Origin of the sequence: Thermococcus sp. (assembly GCF_027012695.1) — an archaeon.
Lineage (GTDB): Archaea > Methanobacteriota_B > Thermococci > Thermococcales > Thermococcaceae > Thermococcus.
Genome location: NZ_JALUYR010000057.1, coordinates 38905 through 59268, shown reverse-complemented (window position 1 = coordinate 59268; position 20364 = coordinate 38905). Strand labels below are relative to the sequence as shown.

21 protein-coding genes are annotated in these 20364 nt (G+C 56.2%); 13 read left to right on the top strand and 8 right to left on the bottom strand.

The window, feature by feature from the left end; translation table 11 throughout:
- Window positions 1–135 precede the first annotated feature (135 nt).
- From MV985_RS05020 to MV985_RS04960, 13 genes are all read left to right on the top strand, one after another.
- On the top strand, window positions 136–1047 hold the full coding sequence (locus MV985_RS05020; protein ID WP_297463811.1) for a protein translocase subunit SecF: 912 nt from the start codon (window positions 136–138) through the stop codon (window positions 1045–1047).
- Entirely contained in the window at window positions 1044–2567 is a 1524-nt protein-coding gene (locus MV985_RS05015; protein ID WP_297463809.1) for a preprotein translocase subunit SecD, read from the top strand. The genes MV985_RS05020 and MV985_RS05015 overlap by 4 nt, the downstream gene beginning before the upstream one ends.
- Window positions 2567–3265: a TrkA family potassium uptake protein gene (locus tag MV985_RS05010; RefSeq protein WP_297463807.1), complete on the top strand. Its 699-nt coding sequence runs from the start codon at window positions 2567–2569 to the stop codon at window positions 3263–3265. The genes MV985_RS05015 and MV985_RS05010 overlap by 1 nt, the downstream gene beginning before the upstream one ends.
- A gap of 119 nt (window positions 3266–3384) precedes the next feature.
- A complete protein-coding gene (locus tag MV985_RS05005; protein ID WP_297463805.1) occupies window positions 3385–3696 on the top strand; it encodes a V-type ATP synthase subunit H in 312 nt (103 codons plus the stop codon).
- 1 nt (window position 3697) lies between these two features.
- On the top strand, window positions 3698–5677 hold the full coding sequence (locus tag MV985_RS05000) for a V-type ATP synthase subunit I (protein ID WP_297463803.1): 1980 nt from the start codon (window positions 3698–3700) through the stop codon (window positions 5675–5677).
- Window positions 5678–5692: 15 nt separating this feature from the next.
- Window positions 5693–6178 carry a V-type ATP synthase subunit K gene (locus tag MV985_RS04995; protein WP_297463801.1) on the top strand — a complete coding sequence of 162 codons (486 nt, stop codon included), beginning with the start codon at window positions 5693–5695 and terminating at the stop codon, window positions 6176–6178.
- A 37-nt stretch (window positions 6179–6215) separates the two neighbouring features.
- A complete protein-coding gene (locus tag MV985_RS04990) occupies window positions 6216–6827 on the top strand; it encodes a V-type ATP synthase subunit E (protein ID WP_297463798.1) in 612 nt (203 codons plus the stop codon).
- Window positions 6828–6832: 5 nt separating this feature from the next.
- Window positions 6833–7933: a V-type ATP synthase subunit C gene (locus MV985_RS04985; protein WP_297463797.1), complete on the top strand. Its 1101-nt coding sequence runs from the start codon at window positions 6833–6835 to the stop codon at window positions 7931–7933.
- Entirely contained in the window at window positions 7930–8238 is a 309-nt protein-coding gene (locus MV985_RS04980) for a V-type ATP synthase subunit F (RefSeq protein WP_297463796.1), read from the top strand. Before MV985_RS04985 ends, MV985_RS04980 begins: the two co-directional genes overlap by 4 nt.
- 5 nt (window positions 8239–8243) lie before the next feature.
- Entirely contained in the window at window positions 8244–10001 is a 1758-nt protein-coding gene (locus MV985_RS04975) for an ATP synthase subunit A (protein ID WP_366085213.1), read from the top strand.
- 5 nt (window positions 10002–10006) lie between these two features.
- Entirely contained in the window at window positions 10007–11398 is a 1392-nt protein-coding gene (locus MV985_RS04970; RefSeq protein WP_297463792.1) for an ATP synthase subunit B, read from the top strand.
- Window positions 11399–11427: 29 nt separating this feature from the next.
- The gene (locus MV985_RS04965) at window positions 11428–12081 is read left to right on the top strand and encodes a V-type ATP synthase subunit D (RefSeq protein ID WP_297463790.1); all 654 of its coding nucleotides are present in this window, start codon (window positions 11428–11430) and stop codon (window positions 12079–12081) included.
- Between the two features lie 47 nt (window positions 12082–12128).
- Window positions 12129–13355: a DHHA1 domain-containing protein gene (locus MV985_RS04960; RefSeq protein ID WP_297463788.1), complete on the top strand. Its 1227-nt coding sequence runs from the start codon at window positions 12129–12131 to the stop codon at window positions 13353–13355.
- Window position 13356: 1 nt separating this feature from the next.
- On the opposite strand, the gene MV985_RS04955 is transcribed toward MV985_RS04960, so the two are convergent.
- From MV985_RS04955 to MV985_RS04920, 8 genes are all read right to left on the bottom strand, one after another.
- On the bottom strand, window positions 13357–14625 hold the full coding sequence (locus MV985_RS04955; protein ID WP_297463786.1) for an ABC transporter permease: 1269 nt from the start codon (window positions 14623–14625) through the stop codon (window positions 13357–13359).
- A complete protein-coding gene (locus MV985_RS04950) occupies window positions 14622–15173 on the bottom strand; it encodes an ABC transporter permease subunit (RefSeq protein WP_297463783.1) in 552 nt (183 codons plus the stop codon). The genes MV985_RS04955 and MV985_RS04950 overlap by 4 nt, the downstream gene beginning before the upstream one ends.
- A 5-nt stretch (window positions 15174–15178) precedes the next feature.
- The gene (locus tag MV985_RS04945) at window positions 15179–15586 is read right to left on the bottom strand and encodes a hypothetical protein (protein ID WP_297463782.1); all 408 of its coding nucleotides are present in this window, start codon (window positions 15584–15586) and stop codon (window positions 15179–15181) included.
- A gap of 110 nt (window positions 15587–15696) precedes the next feature.
- Complete coding sequence (locus MV985_RS04940; protein WP_297463780.1) at window positions 15697–16527, bottom strand: 7-cyano-7-deazaguanine synthase; 831 nt, start codon at window positions 16525–16527, stop codon at window positions 15697–15699.
- A gap of 31 nt (window positions 16528–16558) precedes the next feature.
- Window positions 16559–17251 (bottom strand): hypothetical protein, encoded by a 693-nt coding sequence (locus tag MV985_RS04935; RefSeq protein WP_297463845.1) that lies wholly within the window; start codon window positions 17249–17251, stop codon window positions 16559–16561.
- A gap of 84 nt (window positions 17252–17335) precedes the next feature.
- Window positions 17336–18244, bottom strand: coding sequence for a radical SAM protein (locus MV985_RS04930; protein WP_297463778.1), 909 nt, complete (start codon window positions 18242–18244; stop codon window positions 17336–17338).
- A 47-nt stretch (window positions 18245–18291) separates the two neighbouring features.
- Window positions 18292–18993 carry a dihydroorotate dehydrogenase electron transfer subunit gene (locus MV985_RS04925; protein ID WP_297463776.1) on the bottom strand — a complete coding sequence of 234 codons (702 nt, stop codon included), beginning with the start codon at window positions 18991–18993 and terminating at the stop codon, window positions 18292–18294.
- Window positions 18977–20203 carry a dihydroorotase gene (locus MV985_RS04920; RefSeq protein WP_297463774.1) on the bottom strand — a complete coding sequence of 409 codons (1227 nt, stop codon included), beginning with the start codon at window positions 20201–20203 and terminating at the stop codon, window positions 18977–18979. Before MV985_RS04920 ends, MV985_RS04925 begins: the two co-directional genes overlap by 17 nt.
- Window positions 20204–20364 lie beyond the last annotated feature (161 nt).

The following is a 20364-nucleotide window of genomic DNA, read 5'->3' as shown; positions in this document are numbered from 1 at the left end:
GAGGTGCTCGCCAAATGACCTCAATCCCGTTTCTGGCCGGTTTTCTCCGGGCCGGCTTTAAGGGATGAACCACTAATTTTAAAACCCATACCCTCAACTAACCACGATTTGTAAAAACTAGCGTGGGGTGAAGTTATGCCAAAATCCAGGACCGGGGAAAAGTCCCCATCTGGAGGGATGGGGTCGAGAAAGCGGAAACTCCTTGGGTTTCTCGCGGAGATGGATTACAGGAAGATGATAACCTACCCGCTGGCCGTGTTCATCCTGGCCCTCATTCTGGTGGCGGTCAACTTCCCACCCCTGGGGATAGACCTCAGGGGCGGTGTCGTGGTTACCGCCTACGGTGTTGACGCCAATCCTGACCAGCTGGCCAGGGAACTCAGCCAGCGACTCGGTGTTGAGGTGAGAGTTGAGAGTTTCACCGGCGTCGACACCAGAGGAGTCAGGGTATACGCTCCCGTTGGAACCGATCCGACGGATATAATCAAGGTGATGAAGGAGAAGTACCCCAACGCCCAGTACACACACAGCGAGGTTCAGCCGACCTTCGGTGAGATGGCCCAGAGGCAGGGAATAAAGGCCATAGTCCTAGCGTTCATAGCGATGGCCGTGGTGGTGTTCCTGTTCTTCAGGGATCCAGTCCCCTCGATGACAATAATCTTCTCGGCCCTCTCAGACATGACGATAGCGATAGCCCTGATGGGAATCTTTGGCATAGAGCTCACCACCGCCACGATAGCGGCACTGCTGATGCTCATCGGTTACACCGTTGACAGCAACATACTCCTCACGACCAAGCTCCTCCGGAGGAAGGAGGACACGATCGAAGAGGCATATCTCTCGGCGGTTTCAACGGGATTCACAATGAGCACCACCACCCTTGGCGCGCTCCTCGTCCTGTGGCTAATCTCCACCAGTCAAACGATAGACAACATAGCGATAGTCCTCATCTTCGGTCTCCTCGCGGACTTCATGAACACCTGGATTCTCAACGCCGGCGTGCTGAAGTGGTACCTCTCAAGGCCTTCAAGGGGTGGTAGTTCATGAGGAGGAAGACGAAGAGACTTCTCTTGAGCTGGAGGGTTCTGCTGCTCATCATATTCCTCGTCGGTTCGATAGTTACCCTGGCCGTCAGGCCCCTCACCTTTGGAATAGACATCTCCGGTGGTGTCGCGCTCGTTGCCCAGACCGAGCATCCCGTTGACAGCAAGACGATGGAGCTCGTCGTGGATTCCCTTCAGAGGAGGCTCAACACCCTCGGAGTCAGGGAAATAACGATCGAGGCCCAGGGGGATAGAATAGTCCTCGTCAAGGTTGCGAACGTGAGCACGGAGGAACAGGCCAACCAGATAAAGGCGGTAATTGAGAGCCAGGGTGTCTTCTACATGGAGTTTGCCGGCGTGATATTCGGCACCGGGCAGGACATTGAGTATGTGGGCATCTACCAGATAAAGCCCGACAACACCTGGGTGGTTCCCTTCAGGATCTCCAAGAAGGCTGCCGAGAGGTTCGCCAGGCTCGCCTACGGGAAGAAGGGCTGGCCCGTTGATATGTTCCTGGATCCGCCCGCTAACTCCCTGATGGTAGTTCCGGACAGTGTTTACAGGCTCATGAACAGCACCGAGTTCAACGCCGAGGCACCGGAGGCTCCGACCCTGCTGGAAAGGATTAACAGGGCCCTTAACATAAGCGTTGTGGCCTACGCCAACCAGAGCGCTGAGGAGATAAAGCGGCTCGCGGAGGGTAAGGAGAAGGTCGTTCTCGTTGACGTTCCCCAGGAGCTCCAGGCGGGACTTGAGGATCTCAACGTTACCGTTCGCTACGTCCTGAGGAAGCCGGGCGAAACCGATCGCCAGATAATAACCCGGACCCTGGGTCTCTACGGCCCCTACGCCGTCGGAGAGGGTCTCACCGTTGGTGAACCCCAGCAGGACGTCCAGATCACTGGAAGAGCACCGGACAGGCTGACGGCAGAACAGGAGGCCAGGAAGATCTACACCGTTCTCAAGAGCGGTTCCCTCCCGGTGAAGCTCACCGTCGTGGGAATGGAGTTCATCTCGCCCAGACTGGGGAAGAACTTCAAGACCCAGGCCCTGTACGCCGGCATCGGGGCTCTGATAACGGTGCTGCTCATCATATACCTGCACTACAGGAACTGGAAGATAGCCATCCCCGTGGCTTCAACAAGCCTCTTTGAGGTCATAATCATCCTCGGCTTCGCGGCCCTGATCCGGTGGAATCTCGACCTTCCGAGTATAGCAGGTATCATCGCGGCCATAGGTACGGGCGTTGATCAGCAGGTGGTCATAACCGACGAGCTGCTCAGCGGGGAGAGAAGCACGAGGATCACTAGACGTGCCAGCGTTCTCAAGAGAATGGGAAGGGCGTTCTTCGTCATATTCGCCTCGGCGGCAACAACCATAGCGGCCATGAGCTTCCTGCTGGTTTACTTCGTCGGAACGCTCAAAGGATTCGCCTTCACGACGATACTCGGTGTGCTCATAGGAATACTCGTCACCAGACCTGCTTACGCCGAGATAGCCAAATACCTCCTCGGTGAGGACTGATGTTCGTCGTGATAATGGGCGCCGGAAGGGTCGGCTTCCTCGTGGCCAAGATGCTCGAGGAGGACGGCCACGACGTTACCATAATCGAGCTCAACAAGGAGCGGGCAAAGGAACTCTCGATGCAGATAAACGGGCTCGTCATCGAGGGCGATGCCACCGATCCGAAGACCCTCGAGGAGGCCAACATAAAGCAGGCCGATGCTTTCGCGGCCCTAACCGGTAAGGACGACGCGAATTTGCTCGCGTGCATCCTGGCGAAGCACCTGAACCCGAAGATAAGGACATCCCTCAGGATAGGCAACCCCAAGAACAGAAAGATATTCGAGGAGGTAACCGACCTCAAGCGGTACTTCGACTTCGTTATCTCCCCCGAGGAGATAGCGGCGGAATACATAAGCAGGAACATAACGACGCCGGGCTTCAACAGGGTGCTGTTCCCGAAGGAAGGTGCCGAGATAGTCAAGTTCGATATAGACGAGAACAGTGAGATAGCTGGGAAGCTGGTGAAGGAACTCGATCTGCCCAAAGACGCGCTCATAATAGCCGTCTACGACGAGAAGGGCAACCTCATCATACCCTCGGGTGATACGAAACTCCCCGAGAGGGGCCAGGTGATAGTCTTTGCCAAGAACAGCGCCCTGGAGGGCCTCAAAGCCCTTCTTGAAAAACGGAAGTCGGAGGAGGAAGACTCGGGTTAACGGCCGGACGGTTCATCCCTTTTTTATCCCCTTCGGTGGCCAAAAACTATTTAAATCCATTAGGGAAGCCAAAGGCGACGTGCAGGGAGGACCTGTTTTAGAGCATCGGGGGGCTAGTCATGGAGGACGTCATCAAGCAGATTGTTGACGCGGAACGGGAGGCAGAGGCCCGCATCGAGAGGGCCAAGGAGGAGGCGAGAAAAATAATCGAGAGGGCCAGGGAAGAGGCCAAGCTCATCGAGAAGGAGATCATCGAGAGCGCCGAAAGGCAGGCCCGGGAGCTCGTAGAGAAGGCCCGCCTCGAGGGTGAGGAGGAGGCGAAGAAGATACTCGAAGAGGGCGAGAGGGAGATTGAGGAGCTCAAGATCCGGGCGACCAACAACTTTGAAAAAGCGATCTCCGCGGCGATAGCGATAGTGCGAGGGAGTTAGCATGTTCCGTCCCGAAGAGATGGTCAAGATCGAGGTAATAACGCTCAACAGGTACAAGGACGCGCTCCTGACGTACCTCCACGAGAAAGGAGCGGTAGAGATAAGGGAGCTTGACGTAAAGGTGGCCCAGAGGGACTCTCCTAACGAATACCATCGGAAGGCAGCGTCCTACAGCATAACCATCTCCCGGCTGGTCGAGTTCCTGGCGGCTCACCTCAGGCGAAAGGGAGGGGGCATAAAGGAGTTCTTCTTCCCCCCTGAGAGGAAAAAGCGGAAGTACAGGTACGAGGGCATTGAGAAGCTTATAAAAGATGTGGAGGAGTTCCTGTCGAGGGTGGAGCCCCAGGTGAAGGCGGTCGAGGGGAAGATAACCTCCATCCAAACGGAGATGGAGAGAATAAAGGGCGAAATAGCCGTTCTTGAGCTCCTCTCTGGACTCAACATTGACGTTTCCTACCTCCGCCCCACGGATATGCTCGAGATAGTCGTCGGAACCGTTGATCGGAATAAATTCAAGCCCCTCGTTGAGGAAATACGGAAGGCAACCGGTGGAAGAGTCGTTGTCGTTTCCAGGGACCTTAAGGATCGGGTTTTAGCGGTCTTCGTCTTCCTCAAGAGGGATCAGGATAGAGTCAACCCGATACTGGCCAAGTACTCCTTCGAGAGGATCGAGGTTCCTGAGGGGAAGGGCACCCCTGAAGAACTGATAAAGGCCTACCGGTCGAAGCTGAAGGAGAAAGAAAAGGAACTCGAGAAGGCCAAAAAAGATGCCGAGAAACTCGCCGAAAGACACTACGACGACGTTGTGTTCTACCACGAACTCGTGGAGAACGAGCGCGATAAGGCGACGGTTCTGCCGATGCTCGCGAGGACCAACATGACCTTTGCCCTAACCGGCTGGCTTCCGAGGGTGAGAGTACCGGAGATCCTGGAGGGCATAAAGCGGATCACCCGTGGTAAAGCCTACATCAACGTGCGCGAGCCAACCGATGAAGAACTGGAGGAGATCCCGATAAAACTCAAGAACCCCTGGTGGGCAAAGCCCTTCGAGATGCTCACCGAGATGTACGGCGTTCCGAGGTACGATGAAATAGACCCGACACCGATAATAACCTTCACATACTCGTTCTTCTTCGGCTTCATGCTCACCGACTTCATGTACGGCCTCATACTGGCGATAATCTCCGCCCTTCTCGTCAAGGGTCACAAGAAGTTCAACGACGGCACCTACAAGTTCTCCTACACGCTGCTCGTCAGCTCTATATTCACCATGATCATGGGCGCGATATTCGGCAGCTACTTCGGCAACGCACTTGATTTAGCAGGATTCCACGTTCCGCGCGTCTGGGACACCTTCAAGGACGCCCTCGTCGTCCTTCAGCTGGCGCTCGCGATAGGTCTGGCGCACCTCTTCACGGGCTATACCATAGGCTTCATAGTAAAGCTCAAGAACGGCGACGTGAGGGGTGCCGTTCTCGACCAGCTCTCCTGGATGCTCATTATACTCGGAATAGTCGCCTTCGTCCTTGGAAGCAACAGCCCAAGCGGTTCGATGATAGCCAAGGCCCTCTTCGGAGTCGGCCTGGTGCTCTTCGCGATAGGTGAGGTGGTCAGCAACGGCGGACTGGCGGCACTTCTCATAATCTCGGACTTCTTCGGCTTCGTGGGCAGCTGGCTCAGTTACGCCCGTTTAATGGCGCTGGCTTTGGCGACGGCAGGAATAGCGATGGTCATCAACATCCTCGTCCAGATGATATGGGGCGTTTCGATAGGCCCCGTTCCAATAGGCATAGTCATCGGTTTGATCCTCTTTGTCGGCGGCCAGCTCTTTTCGGTCGCCATCAACGCCCTCGGGGCGTTCGTCCACTCGCTCCGTCTCCAGTACGTGGAGTTTTTCGGAACGTTTTACTCGGGTGATGGTAAACCCTTCGAGCCCTTCAGGGCAAAAAGAGAAGTCTCTGAGCTGGAGTTTGAAGCTTAAGGAGGTGTGTGAAAGATGGACCCAATAGTTTACGTATCCCTTGGAGCGGCCCTCGCGGCCGGTCTCGCCGGAGCGGCTTCGGCCTTTGGCGTTGGTATTGCAGGTGCAGCGGCTGCAGGAGTCGTTGCCGAGGACGAGAAGAACTTCAAGAACGCCCTGATACTCGAGGGTCTGCCAATGACCCAGAGTATCTACGGCCTCATTACCCTGTTCCTCATCCTGATGGTCTCTGGAATCCTCGGCGGCGGCTTCAAGTTCACCGCGGACAACCCGGACAACATAGTCAAGAGCGCCATACTCCTTGGAGCAGGCCTCACCGTCGGCCTCACCGGCCTTTCGGCCATACCGCAGGGCATCATAGCCAGCGCCGGCATCGGTGCCGTTGCCAAGAACCCGAAGACCTTCACCCAGGGCATCATCTTCGCGGCGATGGCCGAGACCATGGCCATCTTCGGTCTCGTTGGCGCGCTGATCATGATCGTCACCGGAGTCGGCTTCTGACTCCGCCGGCTTTCTTTAATTCCAAGGGGGAAGGAGGATGGAAGGGGCAGAGCTGATCATCCAGGAGATAAACAGGGAGGCGGAGCAGAAGATACAGTACATACTCAGCGAGGCTCAGAAGGAGGCCGAGAGGATAAAGGAGGAGGCCAGGAAGAGGGCAGAATCGCGGGCCGAGTGGATACTCAGGAAGGCCAGAACGCAGGCCGAGATAGAGAAGCAGAGGATAATAGCCAACGCCCGCCTTGAGGTCAGGAAGAAGCGCCTCCAGGTTCAGGAGGAGCTGATTAGGGAGGTTCTCGAAGCGCTTCGCGAGAGGCTTGCGGAACTGCCGGACGATGAGTACTTTCCGATTCTAATCGACCTCACGGCAAAGGCCGTCGAGGAGATCGGAAGCGATGAGGTGGTCATCCGCTCCAACGAGAGAACTCTGGGGCTGATACTCGCCAGGATGGAGGAGTTCGGAAAGGCGCTTGCAGAGAAGCTCGGGAAGGAAGTTCGGATCAGCCTGGGCAAGCCCGTGAAGACCATAGGCGGTGTTATAGTCGAGACCCCGGACGGGACAGTCAGGGTGGACAACACCTTCGAGGCCAGGATGGAGCGGTTTGAGAGCGAGCTCAGGGCCGAGATAGCTAGGGCTCTCTTCGGGTGAGGGGAATGGAAACCGGAGCCGTTAGCGGAATACTCAACACGACCCTGGCGCTCATATTCACCTGGGTTGGTTACAAGACCTCCAAGATCATCTACAAGTACACTCCCTACTCCTATCCCAACGCCAGGATAAAGGCAATGGAATCGAAGCTCCTGACGGAGCAGAGGTTCAACGAGCTCGCAGAGAGCAGGAACCTTCAGAACTTCATCGTTAACCTGGAGGACACCGACTACAGGGACTACCTGGCGGAGGTTCAGGAACCGGACGTCGAGTCGGTGGAGAAGGCCCTTGAGAAGGCACTCGCGGGGACCTATGAACTCATGGCCAGGATACTCCCCCGGAGGGTCAGTCCCTTCTTCAGGCTCCTCCTGGAGGAGTGGGACGTCAGAAACATCACGAGCGTCGTCAAGGCCAAGCTCGCCGGGGAGCCGGCAACCGACTACATAGTCGAGATCGGCCCGATGCTCCCAAAGGTCAAGGCCATGGCGGAATCAAAGAGCATGGAGGAGATACTCGTCATCCTCGAGGGCACTCCCTACGAGGAACCCTACCAGAGGCTCCTCCTCGGCGAGATAGACGTCAGGACCTTTGAAACCGAGCTCTACAGGATGTACTACGGCAAGCTGCTTAACTATGCGCTCTCGAAGAAAGAAGAAGAACGAACGATCCTGGAGGAGTTCGTCCGGCTCAGGATAGACAGGATGAACATACTGACGGTGCTCAGGGGTAAGGTGGCGAAGCTTTCGGCCGAGGAGATAAGGCCAATGCTCATCCCGGGCGGAAGCGTCAAACTCGACCCGCTCCTTCACGTAGAGGACCTGGGCATGGCCCTGGCAGAGCTTGACTCCACCAGGTACGGCCCCGTCATCAGGGACGTTAGGGAGGAGGTCGAGAGAGACCTCGGGGTACTCGAGAGGGCCCTTGAGGGTTACATCATCGAGAGGATGAACGAGCTCAACAGATTCTATCCCCTCAGCGTGGCCACGCCGCTGGGCTACGTACTCCAGAAAGGCAGAGAAGTGAAAAAGCTCAGGGCCATAGCAAAGCTTATCAGCGACGGCCTCCCACCGGAGAGGATAAAGGAGCTCGCGGGTGATGTCGCATGAAGATAGCCGTTCTCGGCGACAGGGACACCGCCCTCGGCTTCAAGCTGGCCGGTGCCCATGAGGTTTACGCTTTCGATGATACTCCACTGGAGATGGAGAGACTGAAGAACAAACTGGGGGAGCTCGTCGAGAGGGGAGACGTTGGCATAATCCTGATAACGGAAAGCTTTGCCCGGAAGGTTGAGCTCCCCGATGTTACGCTTCCAATCATCCTTCAGGTTCCGGACAAGTCCGGTTCAAGATTTGGTGAGGAGACGATTAAGGAGATCGTTAGAAGGGCCATAGGTGTCGAGTTGAAGAGGTGAAGAAAATGGGAAGGATAATCCGCGTTACGGGTCCGCTCGTCGTTGCCGACGGGATGAAAGGAAGCAAGATGTACGAGGTCGTTCGCGTTGGAGAGCTTGGACTCATAGGGGAAATCATCCGCCTTGAAGGCGACAGAGCGGTCATCCAGGTCTACGAGGAGACCACGGGCATAAGACCCGGCGAGCCCGTGGAGGGAACCGGTGCCTCGCTCAGCGTTGAGCTCGGTCCGGGTCTCCTAACGGCAATGTACGACGGAATTCAAAGACCGCTTGAGGTTCTTAAAGAGCTCAGTGGTTATTTCATAGCGAGGGGTTTGATGGCTCCCCCCCTGCCCAGGGACAAGAAGTGGCACTTCACACCAACCGTCAAGGTCGGCGACAGGGTCACCGGCGGAGACGTCCTCGGTGTGGTTCCAGAAACCAGCATCATCGAGCATAAAATTCTCGTCCCCCCGTGGGTCGAGGGCGAGATAGTTGAGATAGCGGAGGAAGGCGACTACACCGTTGAGGAAGTCATAGCGAAAGTTAAGAAGCCCGACGGAACCATCGAGGAGCTCAAGATGTACCACAAGTGGCCAGTCCGCGTCAAGAGGCCCTACAAGAACAAGCTCCCGCCCGAGCTTCCGCTCATTACCGGGCAGAGAACCATTGACACCTTCTTCCCGATCGCCAAGGGTGGAACCGCCGCGATCCCGGGCCCCTTCGGTTCAGGAAAAACCGTCACCCAGCACCAGCTGGCGAAGTGGAGCGACGCCCGGGTGGTTGTTTACATCGGTTGCGGCGAGCGCGGAAACGAGATGACGGAGGTTCTCGAGGAGTTCCCCAAACTGAAGGACCCGAAGACAGGGAAACCGCTTATGGAGAGAACGGTTCTCATAGCCAACACCTCCAACATGCCGGTCGCTGCGCGTGAGGCTTCAATCTACACCGGAATCACCATCGCCGAGTACTTCAGGGACCAGGGCTACGACGTCGCTTTGATGGCCGACTCAACGAGCAGGTGGGCGGAAGCGCTCCGTGAAATTTCAGGAAGGCTTGAGGAAATGCCCGGTGAGGAGGGTTATCCGGCCTATCTGGCTTCAAAGATAGCTGAGTTCTATGAGAGGGCCGGTCGCGTCGTAACTCTTGGAAACGAGCCGAGGGTTGGTAGCGTTTCGGTCATTGGAGCGGTTTCACCGCCCGGTGGAGACTTCAGCGAGCCGGTCGTTCAAAACACTCTGAGAGTCGTCAAGGTCTTCTGGGCCCTCGATGCCGACTTAGCCAGGAGGAGGCACTTCCCGGCAATCAACTGGCTGAGGAGCTACTCGCTCTACGTTGACGCAATCCAGGACTGGTGGCACCAGAACGTTGACCCAGAGTGGAGGAAGATGCGCGACACGGCGATGGCCCTTCTCCAGAAGGAGGCTGAACTGCAGGAAATCGTTAGAATCGTCGGTCCGGATGCACTGCCCGACAAGGAGAAGGCCATACTCCTCGTCACCAGGATGCTCCGTGAGGACTACCTCCAGCAGGATGCCTTCGACGAGGTGGACACCTACTGCCCGCCGAAGAAACAGGTTACGATGCTTCGCGTGATCCTCAACTTCTACGAGAAGACGATGGAAGCGGTTCAGAAGGGCATCCCCGTTGACGAGATAGCAAAGCTCCCGGTGAGGGAGAAGATAGGACGCATGAAGTTCGAGCCCGACGTGGAGAAGATCAGGGCGCTCATTGATGAGACCAACGCCCAGTTTGAGGAGCTCTTTAAGAAGTACGGAGCGTGATTGCCATGCCGGGAATGGAGTACTCAACCGTTAGCAAGATTTACGGGCCGCTCATGATCGTCGAGGGCGTTAAAGGAGTTGCCTACGGTGAGGTCGTTGAGATCGAGACACCCACCGGTGAGAAGAGGAAGGGTCAGGTTCTCGAGGCCAGGCTGGATCTCGCGATAGTCCAGGTCTTCGAGGGTACCCGCGATTTAGACGTCAAGAACACCCGCGTTCGCTTCACAGGTGAGACACTTAAGGTCCCCGTTTCAATGGACATGCTCGGGAGGATCTTCAACGGCATCGGCAAGCCCATTGACGGCGGACCGGAGATCATCCCCGAGGACAGGAGGGACGTTCACGGTGCGCCACTTAATCCCGTCGCCCGTGCCTACCCCAGGGACTTCATCCAGACAGGTATTTCGGCAATAGACGGTATGAACACCCTTGTTCGTGGCCAGAAGCTGCCCATATTCAGCGGTTCAGGTTTGCCCCACAACATGCTCGCGGCCCAGATAGCGAGGCAGGCGAAGGTTCTCGGCGAGGAGGAGCAGTTCGCGGTGGTTTTCGCGGCTATGGGTATCACCTACGAAGAGGCCAACTTCTTCAAGAAGAGCTTTGAAGAAACGGGCGCAATAGAGAGGGCCGTCCTGTTCCTTAACTTGGCTGACGACCCGGCAATCGAGAGGATCATTACTCCCCGTATGGCCCTTACGGTTGCTGAATACTTGGCTTTCGACCACGACATGCAGGTTCTGGTTATACTCACCGACATGACCAACTACGCGGAAGCTCTGCGTGAGATTTCAGCAGCGAGAGAAGAGGTTCCCGGAAGGCGCGGTTATCCGGGTTATATGTACACTGATTTAGCGACCATCTACGAAAGAGCGGGTCGTGTAAGGGGCAAGAAGGGAAGCATAACCCAGATGCCCATCCTGACGATGCCCGACGACGATATAACTCATCCGATTCCCGATCTGACGGGCTACATCACCGAGGGTCAGATAGTCCTCAGCAGGGAACTCCACAGGAAGGGCATCTATCCACCCATTGACGTTCTGCCTTCGCTCAGCCGTCTGATGAAGGACGGTATAGGTAAGGGAAGAACGAGAGAGGACCACCCGCAGCTCGCCCAGCAGCTGTATGCCGCCTACGCTGAGGGCAGGTCGCTGAGGGATCTCGTCGCGGTCGTCGGTGAGGAAGCTTTGAGCGAGATCGACAGGAGGTATCTCCGCTTCGCGGATCGCTTTGAGCGTGAATTCGTCGCCCAGGGCTACGATGAGGACAGGAGCATCTTCGAAACCCTCGACCTCGGCTGGGAGCTTTTAGCTGAGCTCCCGGAGAGCGAACTCAAGCGCATCAGGAAGGAGTACATCCTCAAGTACCACCCCAAGTACAGAAAGAGGGGCAAATGAGCCCCTCAAAATTTTAACCGGTGGTCGAGATGGCAGAGCTGCTCAACGTGAAACCGACGAGGATGGAACTCCTCAACCTCAAGAGGCGCATCCAGCTGGCCAAGAAAGGACACAAGCTCCTCAAGGACAAGCAGGACGCTTTGATAATGGAGTTCTTCACCATCTACGACGAGGCCCTCAACCTGCGAGGGGAACTCAACCGGAAGATGGAGGAGGCCTTCAGGGCGCTTCGTGAGGCGGAGATTGACGTTGGAACCCTCCGCCTAAAGGAGATAAGCCTCTCGGTGAGACCCAACCGGGAAATCGAGGTCAGGAAGAGAAACGTCATGGGCGTCCCTGTTCCGCTCATCGAAGCCGGTTCCTTCAGGAGGAGCGTCAGGGAAAGGGGCTACGCTTTCGTCTCGAGCTCCGCTAAGGTTGACATCGCGGCTGAGAAGTTCGAGGAGGTTCTCGACCTGGCCGTCCGTTTGGCGGAGGTTGAGGAGACACTCAAGAGGCTCGCCAGGGAGATAGAGGTCACCAAGAGGCGCGTTAATGCCCTTGAGTACATCATCATACCGAGGATGGAAGCAACAGTCAAGTTCATCAAGCAGCGCCTCGATGAGATGGAGCGCGAGAACTTCTTCAGGCTCAAGAGGGTGAAGGCCCTCATTGAAGCCAGGGCCCGGGGAGAGAGCCACTGAAGGCAACCCTTTTATTCCCGGTTTCTTCTTTTCTCTCGGGTGGTGGCATGACGGAGAAGCTGTTTTACAGGAATCCTTACCTCTGGGAGGCGGGGGGCACGGTTCTGGCCGTTGAAAAAGGTAACAAAAGTGCTAAACTCCTCCTCGACAGAACGATATTCTACCCTGAAGGCGGCGGTCAGCCCTCCGACCGGGGGATAATAGCCGGCGAGGGCTTCAGAGTCCTCGTGGAGAAAGTCTACGGTAAAGACGATGTGTGGCACGAGGGGAAGCTCGAGGGCCGCCTCCCGGAACCAGGGGAACCGGTCAGGATGGTTCTCGACGCGGAGTGGCGCTACGAGAACATGAAGAACCACACGGGTCAGCACATCCTTTCCGCGGTCTTCAAGGAGCTGTACGACGCAAACACGACCGGCTTCCGGATATTCGAGGGCTGCAACAAGATAGAGATTGACTACCCCGGCGAGCTGGACTGGGACATGGTTCTGGAGGTCGAGAGGAGGGCAAACGATGTAATCCGGAGAAACCTCCCGGTTCAGGTGGAGGTCTACGAAGAGCTCCCGGAGGAGTTGAGGAAAAACCTCAGGAAAGCGCTCTCCGAGAGGGTGAAGCCGCCCATACGCATCGTCTCGATTCCGGGGGTTGACGTAACTCCCTGCGGCGGAACCCACGTGAGAAGCACCTGCGAAATCGGTTTCATAAAGGTCGTCCGCTTTTATAGAAAGAGCCGGAAGCTCTGGCGGGTGGAGTTCGTTGCTGGAAACAGGGCGCTGAAGTATCTCAAAGAACTTCTCGACGACTACTGGAGGAGCCTTGACGGGATGCCCAACAAGAACAGGCCCCTCTTCGAGCGCGTTGGAGAGCTCAGGGGCGATGTGAAGAGGCTCGAGGCGGAGAAGGATTCCCTCAGGAGGGAGCTCTGGGAGTGGAAGGCGAGGGCTTTGCTGGACAATGCCATGGAAATCGGCGGAATAAGGGTGATAGCACACCTGGAAAAGGCACCTCTGAAAGATGCACAGGCCTTCGTGGTTCATTTAGTGGACAAAAACCCGAATACGGTAGCCCTAATCGCCGGCGAGAACTACGTCATCTTCGCCAAGAACAAAGGGGTCGAGGGTATTTCCATGAACGATCTCCTGAGGGAGGTTCTCTCGAAGACCGGCGGCGGTGGGGGCGGCAGCGAAGTCCTCGCGAGGGGCGGGGGCTTCAGGGCATCACCGGAGGAGGTTCTTGAGCTTGCCCTGGAGGAATTGAGGGGGAGGCTTTCCCCCTGAACTACCCCCCTGATAGGAACCTCTCCTCCAGCTCGCGGTTTATCAGGACGAAGGCCAGGGCGAAGACCACGAGGGCAAGGCCTATGGGCACTATCATCCACCAGGCCATGCTGTATATCGCGTTCTGGCTGAGCACCATCCCCAGCATGGTTCCCCAGTTGAACCCCGGCGCGACCCTGAAGAAGCCCAGTATCGATATCAGTGCGATCACCTTGGGCGCGAAGAGTGAGAGCTGATAGATTAAGTAGGGCCCCACTATCTTCAGTATGTGTCTCCGGAGTATCCACCTCCTGTCGGCGCCGAGACTCTCGGCCGCTGCAACGTATTCCCTGTTGAGTTCGGTCCTGACGATGGCCCCAATGTTCCTGGCTATCTTTCCGAAGAGCAGAAACGCCAGCGCCGGTACAAAGACCCACGCGGGTATGTTTATTCCTGCCCTGTATGACACACTCCCGGTCAGGGGTATGAAGGCTATCATGAATGGTATAAGGGGGATTATCGTGGAGAGCTTCGAGATTGAATCCACGACCGTTCCGACCCTTCCCCCCAGCGATGCCGCCAGGCCCGCGATGGTTCCCAGGATCACCGCCACCACCGCGGTGAGGTATACCAGCACCACCGTTTGCCTCGCTCCCCAGAGGAACGCCGCCCCGACGTCCCTGCCGTAGGTGTCCGTTCCCAGGACGCCGTAGGTGTCGCCCACTATCTTAACGGTTGAGTTCAGCGCACCCTCCACAGTTATCGTGTAAATCCCGTGCTCGGGAACCACCTCACCGCTCCGGTTCACGAAGAACAGCGGCAGCAGGCCCCTTCTGAACGCGGTGTCCTCCATCCTGAATTCCACTCCCCTCCCTTCTGCCACCTCCATCAGCACCTTCCACTGGTATGCGAGGGCGACCTCCCCGGCGGTTCCCCGGTAGAACCTGTAGCTCTCCCCTGAAGGGGTGGTCACAGTTACCGTCACGGGCCTTCCTTCGCTCCCGTTGAACTTCACGATTATGTCCTGGGGTGGCTTTGAGTACCTGAAGTCGTACTCGAAGACCTGAAGGCCGGGCCGGTTCTTTACCGGCGCCAGTTCCTCAGTTGGGGGCAGGCTCTTCCCGAAGATGTTCACCCATGAGGGCGGAACGAGTTTGGGATTGTCCTTCCAGTAGAGGCCGTTGTGCCAGTTCTCTATCTTCTCCTCGTCCACGAGGCAGGGGGCGATGAAAGCCACGATGTTGTATATCACGATAATGGCCACTCCAAGTTTGAGCTTGTTGGCTCTCACTCTCCCTCCCCTCCGGAGCGCGGGTCCAGATGCAGGTACAGGCCCTCCATGACCACCGCGTTGACGAAGTAGAACAGCATCATAACTGCAGTCGCGAAGAACAGAAGCTCCGGTGCGTAGGTAAAGCCGAACCCGTCTCCAACGCGGGTTAGACCGAATGAAATCGCCATCAGATAGCCAAGGTCGTGGATGTTGAATATGACCTCGATGAGCATCATTCCTGTCAGTATCTCCAGGAAGTTGTACGTCGTGAAGGTTAGAAAAGCCGGGAGTGCCGTTTTAAGGAGTTTGAGCATTATCTTTCCCTCGGGCAATCCCCTTGCGACATCGTAGAGCACGTGGTCGCTGCTGCGCTCGTTCACAACAATGTTCCTGACGTTGAAGGCATACTCCCACAGGCTTGAAAACACCAGAGTGAGCACCGGGAGGGCCAGAGCCCTCAGGTAGGTGCCGGTGGACAGGGTTCCGTGCATCTCCGCCCAGTTGATAGTGTCCTCGAAGTCGAGGGGAAACAGGGAGAGCTTCCAGTAGAAGAGGAACAGGAACACCACGCCTATGAACAGGAGGGCATGGCGGAGAATATGGGCGCCAGTACTGAGACAATCTTATCGGCCCACCCCCTGTAATAACCCGCCCTTAGACCCAGAAAAAGTCCTAGGCTCAGGAGAAATATCTCGGTCAGCACGAGGAGGGCGAGGCTCTTCGCAACGAAGGTTTCAGGACTACCTCCCCTCAACCGGGGCGGGTTCGTAAGGAACTTCCAGGTGGCTGAAAAGTAGTCGCCTACCCTGTCCAGCAGACCGCTCCCACTTCTGGGGTAGAACCGGTAGACCTTTCCCGGGTCGTTCTTTTCAATCCGAAGTTCTCCACCTGCTATAACGGTTCCGACAACGAGGAGAGCCAGGAACAGTACCAGGAGGTTCCGCAGGATTGCTCCCGCTACCGCACCCGCTCTGACCATAGTCTCACCGATGGGTGACATAGGTGTACCATTTAAAGCTTTTACCCTACGGGGTAATTTAACTGCCCGGAGAACAAAAACAAGGGCCACGATTCCACGAAGTTAATCCATCAATCTTTGAAAAACGTATCGAGTTTTAACCTGCGGTACACGAGCTTTCTCTGCTCCTTCGGAACCATCGGTCTCTCAAGTTCCCTCTCTGCTCTCTCCCTGCTCATCAGTCCGTACCTCACAAGAGCCGCTATCCTCCTCTGCTCGAAGCTGTGTCCGTGTTTCTCCCAGTAGAGTTCAAGAGCTGGGCCTAAGACGAGGCAGTTGGTTGTATAGCCCGGCAGCTCCGGGAACTCGAAGGGGAGCTTTTTCAGGATTTCAAAGCGCTCCTCCTCCGTCATCATCGAAAGGAGCCTTATCTGGGTCACCCCACCGGACATCAGCCGGTATGGGTGGTGGCCGAAGGGAAGCTCGTGGCCCGTAATTATGTACCGGTAGCCGTTTCTCAGTGCGTACTTCCTCAGCTTCTCCATCGTTCGCTTTGAACAGGCCCTGCAGGGGCTCTGGGCCTTTAGGAGGGCCTCGCGGAAGATGTCCGAGTAGTCGTACCTGAGGAGTTTGAACGGAACCCCCAAGTGCTCCGCTATCCTGCGGGCGTTCTCTATGGCCTCCTTTGCCATGAGTCCATGGTCTATCATAACCGCCTCAAGCTCCGGAACTTTGTAGATCTCCTTTGCGAGGTAGAGCGCAACCACGCTGTCCTTTCCGCCCGAGTAAGCAACGACGGCCCTGTCAACTTTCTGCATTACCTCCTCGAGTTCCCTCCTGATAGCCTTCCTGTCTATCGGGTGCCTCAGATAAACCTGACACTCCCTGCAGATTGGTTTCCCGTCGATTACGTCGATCTTAGCGGTTCTCTCATCGTGAACGCAGAGTGAGCACTTGAGCATGGTTGAAGAGAAAGGAGGGTGCTTAAAAAGGTTATTTGCGGGTTTTCGATACTCCCGAGAGGAGCTTTTCGGGAGCCTTTTTGACCGCATCAACGGTTTCATCGGCCTTTTTCTTGCCCTTCCGCAGTGCGAAGAAGCCCACCGTGGCTATGGCGTTTCTCATAAGGATTCCGCGGTTGTTCCTGGCAATGAACCACCCGAAGAGCAGGCCGAAGAGAAGACCGGCGAGCCAGAGGTAGAGAATAAAGGCACTCGCGCTCCTCCCTCCGGGATTAAGCGTTACAGACAGCGTCTTGTACAGCAGGGCGAAGGACACCACGAAAAGGGACTCGAGAAGAAGGGATAGCTCTGTGGCCCTTCCGACTATCCTGAGTAGCCTGCTATCCCCCGTGTACTCTTCAATGATTTTCCTGTCGTGGAGGCTGTAGACGAGGGTTCTGGTTATGTTGGCACCGCTCCTGAAGGCCAGGAAGCCGAAGACCGCCGCGACGACCCTTGTTAAGCTCCAGCCCCAGAGTTTCCAGAACGCCCACAGCCCGACTGCAAGCCAGATTAGGGTATAAAGCCTTTCCCAGCCCTTCTTCTCGTTCTCCGGAAGGTCAAGGCGGAGGACTTTTCTCCAGGTCACCCCGGCAAGACTCCCAAAGATCCTCATCAGCATCAGGGATAGGTTGATAAAGAGGAACGCCGTCAGAAACAGGAAGGCCAGTATCTCCCGTATCATTGCAATCACCGGCTGCAAAGATTGGAAAAAGGAATATTTAACGCTTCTCCTGACCCCGGGCCCAGCGACGTGGATGGTTGAGCACTAAGTTGGGTTCCTGTCCCTCTTCATCGCCGGCGCGACGTCCCTCGCGACTCTCCTCGCGCTGAAGAGCGTCAGCGGGTCCATCGTCCTGTAAACGGCCAGCTGGCAGCCGCTTATCCTCACATCAATGTGCTTTTTAGCTTCCATCGCGGCCTTCAGGAACTCCCTCACGCTCTCGGCCCTATCAAAGTCGAGGCCCGCTTTCTTAAGCCTCTCGACGTTGAGTTCGTGGATGGTTAAAGGTTGAAGCATCATCTCATCTACCCCGAGTGAAGCGGCAAGCTCGGCTATCCTTGGAATGTCTTCATCGTTTATCCCGGGCATGAATATCGTTCTGACCGCGGAGCGAACGCTCTCATCGCTTCCGACTATGCGGAGGGCGTTAACAACTGCATCGAAAGTGTCGGCGTTTGTGATCTTTAGATGCTTCTCCCTGCTTGCCGCATCGAGGCTTATCATCACGAGGTCGAAGTCGAGCTTCTCCCACAGCTCCTCGGTCAAAAGCGAGCCGTTGGTCTGGAGGTCGAGCCTCGCCTTTGGAAACCTCTCCCGGAGCATCCCGTTGACCTCAACTATGCGAGGACTTAACAAAGGCTCGCCGTACTGGGAGACGGTTATCGCATAGGGCTCTTCCCAGCCGTAGTAGCCCGGTTTTGGAGCTTTTCCGAGCTTTACCGCCACATTGGAGTAGCAGAAAATGCAGTCGTGGTTGCACGCTGGGGTTAACTCGTAGCTCGGGTGGTGGACTGGATTCGGGTTGCTTAAATCCAACCCCTGACAGCCCTGACAGTGGGTCGGGAACTTCAGATCCATCACGAACTTCTTTAAAAGTCTCGCCTCCCTGTTTTCCAGAATCCGGGGCTCGACGCCCATGCTTCTCGCGAACTCCTCCCAGCTCATCCCCTTCATTATCCCACCAACCGGGGCTGAGAAAAGGGGTTTAAAAAGGTCGTTGGTCAGAGAAGTCCCCTCAGCTGGAAACCATCGAAAACCGGCCCGTCCCTGCAGACGAGGTATTTGCCGAGGTTGCAGCTTCCACAGACGCCTATTCCGCACTTCATGTAGCGCTCCGCCGATATCTGGACGTTTCTATAGTCCATCACCCGGAGGGCCGCCTTCAGCATCGGCTCCGGGCCGCAGGCGTAGACCCCATCAAACCTGTCCTTCCTCTCCGCCAGGACTTCCGTCGGGAAGCCCTTCCGTCCCGCGGAGCCGTCGTCCGTTGTGATTACAACTTCATCGACGTAGTTCTCGATGTCCATAAGGGCAAGCTCCTCCTTCGAGCGGGCGCCGTAGATTAGGGTCACCCATTCAAATTTCTCCCGGTAGGCTCTGGCCAGGGCGTAGAGTGGGGGTATCCCTATCCCACCGGCAACGAGGGCTACTCTTTTTCCCCTCGGGGTGAATCCCCTGCCGTAGGGTCCGCGGAGCCACAGGCTATCGCCGGGTTCAAGATCGAAGAGCCTTGAGGTAAAGGGACCAACGCGCTTAACAACTATGATGTCTTTCCAGGCCAGGCTGAAGGGTTTTTCTCCCACACCGGGAATCCAGATCATCGCGAACTGACCCGCCTCGAAATCAAACCGCCCATCGAACCTGAAGGCCTTAACGTCCTTCGCAACGTCCCACTCTTCTAGGATCTCAACCACCCTGTACATTCAGACGGACCCCCTCCGGTTTTCCGACGATTTCATCATCTTCCATCACTACCTCACCCCGGAGAACCGTTATCACGACCTTCCCCCGGAGCTTTTTTCCTTCCCAGGGACTCCATTTGGCTTTGGTGTAGAACTCCTCGGGCTTTACGGTCCACTCCCTCCCGAGGTCCACGACCGTAAAGGTAGCCTCTCCACTCACTTCAACCCCGCGCCCCCCAATCCCGAAGGTCCTCAGGGGGTTGTCGTGCATCTTCTCCACTATATCAAAGATAGTTATGATGCCCCTGTTGACGGCATCGAGGAGAAGCGCCACCTCTGTTTCCAGCCCGGGGATACCGGCTGCACCTTCTTCCTTGTCTTCAAGCGTATGCGGCGCGTGATCGCTCGCTATTATTGGAATCTCTGAGAAGTTTTTCCAGAGGGCTTTTCTGTCCTCTTCGCTTCTCAGAGGAGGATAGACCTTGAGGAGTGGATTCCTCTCGTAGTCTCTCTTTGTGAGGAACAGATGATGTGGCGTGACTTCAAAGCTAACCCATGGCAGACCCGAATTCAGAATGGCCCCCACTCCGTCCGCCGTGGAAACGTGGCAGATGTTTAAAGGTTTTCCCAGCCTCTTTGAAGCCAGGAGGGCGCGCCGTATGGCCCTAATCTCAGCCTCCGGGGGCCTCTCAGGATCTTTTGATACAACCTCAGCATCTTCGGCGTGGACACTAACGATCCCGGGGGAGCAGGAGTAGTCTGACTCGAAGTTTGCCGAGAAGATTCCTCCCGTTGAAGCACCCATGAAGATCTTGTAGAAGTCCGCGTTGACTTTCCCCGCTTCTCTGCAGTTATCCTTCAGGAGAAAACCGAGCGCGTAATCGGTGTATGATCTTCCCTCGAAGAGCTTGACCCTCCGCTCGAAGGTTTTCCTGTCAATCACCGGCGGCTTCGTGTTTGGCATGTCAAAGACCGCGGTTATTCCCCCGTGGAGGGCTGCCTTCGTTCCGCTCTCGACAGTTTCCTTGTCGGTCTGTTCAAAATCCCTGATGTGAACATGGGTGTCCATGAGCCCGGGGAGGATTATCCTTTCCCTTTCGATTTCAACGACCTCTTCGCCCTTGAGCTCGCCAGTGGACAGCCGCGCGATCTTACCATCGGAAATCCCTACGCTGCCTTCCATCAGTTTCCTACCCGTTAGGAACTTTCCTTTTAGAACGAGGTCGTACATAGTACCCGCGCGGGTCTTAACCGGCGCATATTTTAAGTTTTTTGATTCAACAGGGATGGCTGTCCTATTAAAAATGCCCGCCAACGATTTTTTCGAGTTTCTACACAATTTTGACAACTCGTTTCTGGGTTCTTAGTGTTGTTGTGGTGTTTTTATTAAAA